General features: G+C 73.2%; 2 protein-coding genes. Both read right to left on the reverse strand.

From position 1 onward, the window contains the following. Positions 1–282: 282 nt before the first annotated feature. Complete coding sequence (locus tag HCN52_RS22995) at positions 283–942, reverse strand: TerB family tellurite resistance protein (protein ID WP_312876847.1); 660 nt, start codon at positions 940–942, stop codon at positions 283–285. Between the two features lie 281 nt (positions 943–1,223). After that, on the reverse strand, positions 1,224–3,047 hold the full coding sequence (leuA, locus tag HCN52_RS23000) for a 2-isopropylmalate synthase (protein ID WP_168090355.1): 1,824 nt from the start codon (positions 3,045–3,047) through the stop codon (positions 1,224–1,226). Positions 3,048–3,361: the final 314 nt, after the last annotated feature.

Raw genomic sequence — 3,361 nt, forward strand, 5'->3', positions numbered from 1 at the left:
TCGCCGCACTGCGGCAGCCGGCGGTCGCCGTGGCACGCCACGCCGCGCCGGCGTCCGGGGCCCGCGCGGCTGCGGGGCTCACAGCGTGTGTGGGACCCCGCATCAAGCGTGTGTGGGGCCCCGCGTCGGATCGGCTCGGTGCGTCGCATGCGGTCAGCTGCACCGCGGAGGGGCGCCCCCCTACCCGGCTGGACGCGGGCGTTCCCGACGACACGACGGAAGCCGTAGCCGGCGTCGCGCGCCCGGCGTGGGGCCCCGCGCTCGGCGTGGGCCCCCGCGCCCTCAGACCCCCTGGCCCGCCTCGGTGAGCAGCCGTTCGGTGTCGGTGGGCGCCAGTGCCAGTGCGTTGCCGATCTCCGCGAGCGCCGCGCTCTCCGCGGCGAGGTACCGGCCGTCGGCGAGGGCGATGCGTGCGGCGTCGCGGAGCAGGGTCTCCCGGCCGACGGTGGCCAGGTGCGGCGCCAACGGCGCCAGGGTCGAGCGCAGTTCGTTCTCCAACGCGTCGTCGCCCTCCGCGCCGACCACGGCGAGCAGCGTGAGCAGCCGTTCCTCGGTGCAGTCGGGGTGCCCGCCGGTCCTCACGGAGTCGACGGCCGCCTCGCGCGCGGCGCGCGACTCGGTGCCGCCGGCGGCCAGGACGGCGAGGGCGATGGTCTGCACGGCGTCGCGGAGCATCAGCGAGAGCCGGACGGTGGTGGGGGCGGAGAGCGCCTGGAGGGTGAAGCGGTTCCGGCAGAAGGAGCACTCGATCACCGGTACCGCGGTGCCGCGCGGCAGCAACGGCATTCCGAGGACCGTCAGCCGGCGCCGGCCCTCCAGTCGCTGGTAGCAGCGGTCCCCGCCGCAGTCCGGGCAGTAGAACTCGCCGTCCGCCACGACTCGCCACACGGTGCGGACCCCGGCGACCCACGTCAGTCCGGTCCTTCGTCGGGAGTGCGCCACGCCCGTACCTCCGTCACATGTCGGCGACGCTGCCGCAGTGGGGTGATGTTAGCCACAGGTGCGCGGCGGCGTCAGTACCCGGGGAGGACAAAGGTGGGTTCCGGCGTGTGGTCGTCCGGATCCGTTCGGTGGTGAGGGGAACGGTCGGTGCGGGCCGGGCGCACGGGGCGGGCGGGGCGGGGGAGCGGCCCGGGCCGGTAGTCGCGGCCGGTGGGTGGAACGCCGGGCCGCACGGGGCCGGGTCACCGGGGTGGGCGCGTGCGCGCCCACCCCGGTCGCGCTCAGCGTGCCGCGCGGTTGACCGCGGAGGCGACGGCCTTCAGCGACGCCATCACGATGTTGTCGTCGATGCCGACGCCCCACCGGACCTGCTCGCCGATGGCGCACTCGATGTAGGCGGCCGCCTTGGCGCCGGCGCCCTCGCTCATGGTGTGCTCGACGTAGTCGAGCAGCCGTACGTCCTCGTCGATGACGCCGACCGCGGCCAGCGCGTCGAAGAACGCGGCGATGGGGCCGTTGCCGGTGCCCTCGAGGGTGGTGGACGCGCCGTCGACCACGGCGCCGACCGTCAGGCGGTCCCGGCCGTCCTCGCCCATGGCCAAGCCCTGGGCGGAACGCAGCTGGATACGGCCCCAGGGGCGCTCGGGGGTGGGCAGGTACTCGTCGGCGAACGCCTGCCAGATCTGGGCGGGGGTGACCTCGCCGCCCTGGGCGTCGGTCCGCTCCTGGATGATGCGGGAGAACTCCACCTGCATCCGGCGCGGCAGGTCCAGCGCGTGGTCGTTCTTCAGCACGTACGCGATGCCGCCCTTGCCGGATTGCGAGTTGACGCGGATGACCGCCTCGTAGGTGCGGCCCACGTCCTTGGGGTCGATCGGCAGGTAGGGCATCTCCCACGGCATGTCTGCGACGTCGACACCGCGGTCGGCGGCATCCGCGGCCAGCGCCTCGAACCCCTTCTTGATGGCGTCCTGGTGGGAGCCGGAGAAGGAGGTGTAGACGAGGTCGCCGACGTAGGGGTGGCGGGGGTGGACGTCCATCTGGTTGCAGTACTCGTAGGTGCGCCGGATGTCGTCGATGCGGGAGAAGTCGATCTGCGGGTCGACACCCTGGGAGAAGAGGTTCATCCCCAGGGTGACCAGGTCGACGTTGCCGGTGCGCTCGCCCTGGCCGAACAGGCAGCCCTCGACGCGGTCTGCGCCGGCCATGACGGCCAGTTCGGCGGCGGCGACGGCGGTGCCGCGGTCGTTGTGGGGGTGGGCGGAGAGGCAGACCAGCTCCCGGCGGGACAGGTTGCGCGACATCCACTCGAAGCGGTCCGCGTGGGTGGAGGGCGTGGAACGCTCCACCGTCGCCGGCAGGTTGAGGATGATCTCCCGGCCGGGCTCCGGCTGCCACACGTCCATGACCGACTCGCAGACCTCCAGGGCGAAGTCCAGCTCGGTGTCGGTGAAGATCTCCGGGCTGTACTGGTAGCCGAAGGTGGTGCGGTCGTCGAGCAGCTTCTCGGCGTACTCCATCACCAGCTGGGTGCCGTCGACCGCGATCTGCCGGATCTGGTCCTTGCCGCCCCGGAAGACCACCCGGCGGAAGACGGGGGCGGTGGCGTTGTAGAGGTGCACGGTGGCGTTGCGGGCGCCGACCAGGGACTCCACGGTGCGGGCGATCAGCTCCTCGCGGGCCTGGGTCAGCACGGAGATGGTGACGTCGTCGGGGATCGCGTCGCTCTCGATGATGGAGCGGACGAAGTCGAAGTCGGTCTGGCCGGAGGCGGGGAACCCGACCTCGATCTCCTTGTAGCCCAGGCGGACCAGCAGATCGAACATCTCGCGCTTACGCGCGGGCGACATGGGGTCGATCAGCGCCTGGTTGCCGTCGCGCAGGTCGGTGGAGAGCCAGCGGGGGGCCTGGGTGATCCGGCGGTTCGGCCAGCTCCGGTCGGGCAGCTCCACGCTCTCGTACGGCGCGTACCGATGGGCGGGCATCCCCGAGGGGCGCTGCCGGGCGGTGCCGTTGGTCTGCGGTGTACCGGGACGGCCGGTGGCGGTCACCGGTACGGCGGGGGAGGCGGGCGATGCGGACGGGTCCGGCGTCTGTGCGGCCATGGTGCTGGTCTCCTACCAGGGAGGGCTCTGAGGACCGACGGCACGACCGACTCCGCGGGGAGGGGGTCGGTCCGTTACGGAAGACCCTCGCCGCGGCGGCTAAGGAGGAGCATCGTCACGCTTCGCATCCACGCCAGGGTATCCCCTGCCCGGGCTCCCGTGCCGCGCGGGTTTCACTATGCGAGACCGCGGGTCGGTTCCGCGGGGGGTCCGGAGACTGCCGCCGCACGCCGCACGCCGCACGCCGCACGCCGCACGCCGCACGCCGCACGCCGCACGCCGCACGCCGCACGCCGCACGCCGCACGCCCGGGC

Source organism: Streptomyces bohaiensis (genome assembly GCF_012033785.1).
Taxonomy (GTDB): Bacteria; Actinomycetota; Actinomycetes; order Streptomycetales; family Streptomycetaceae; genus Streptomyces; species Streptomyces bohaiensis.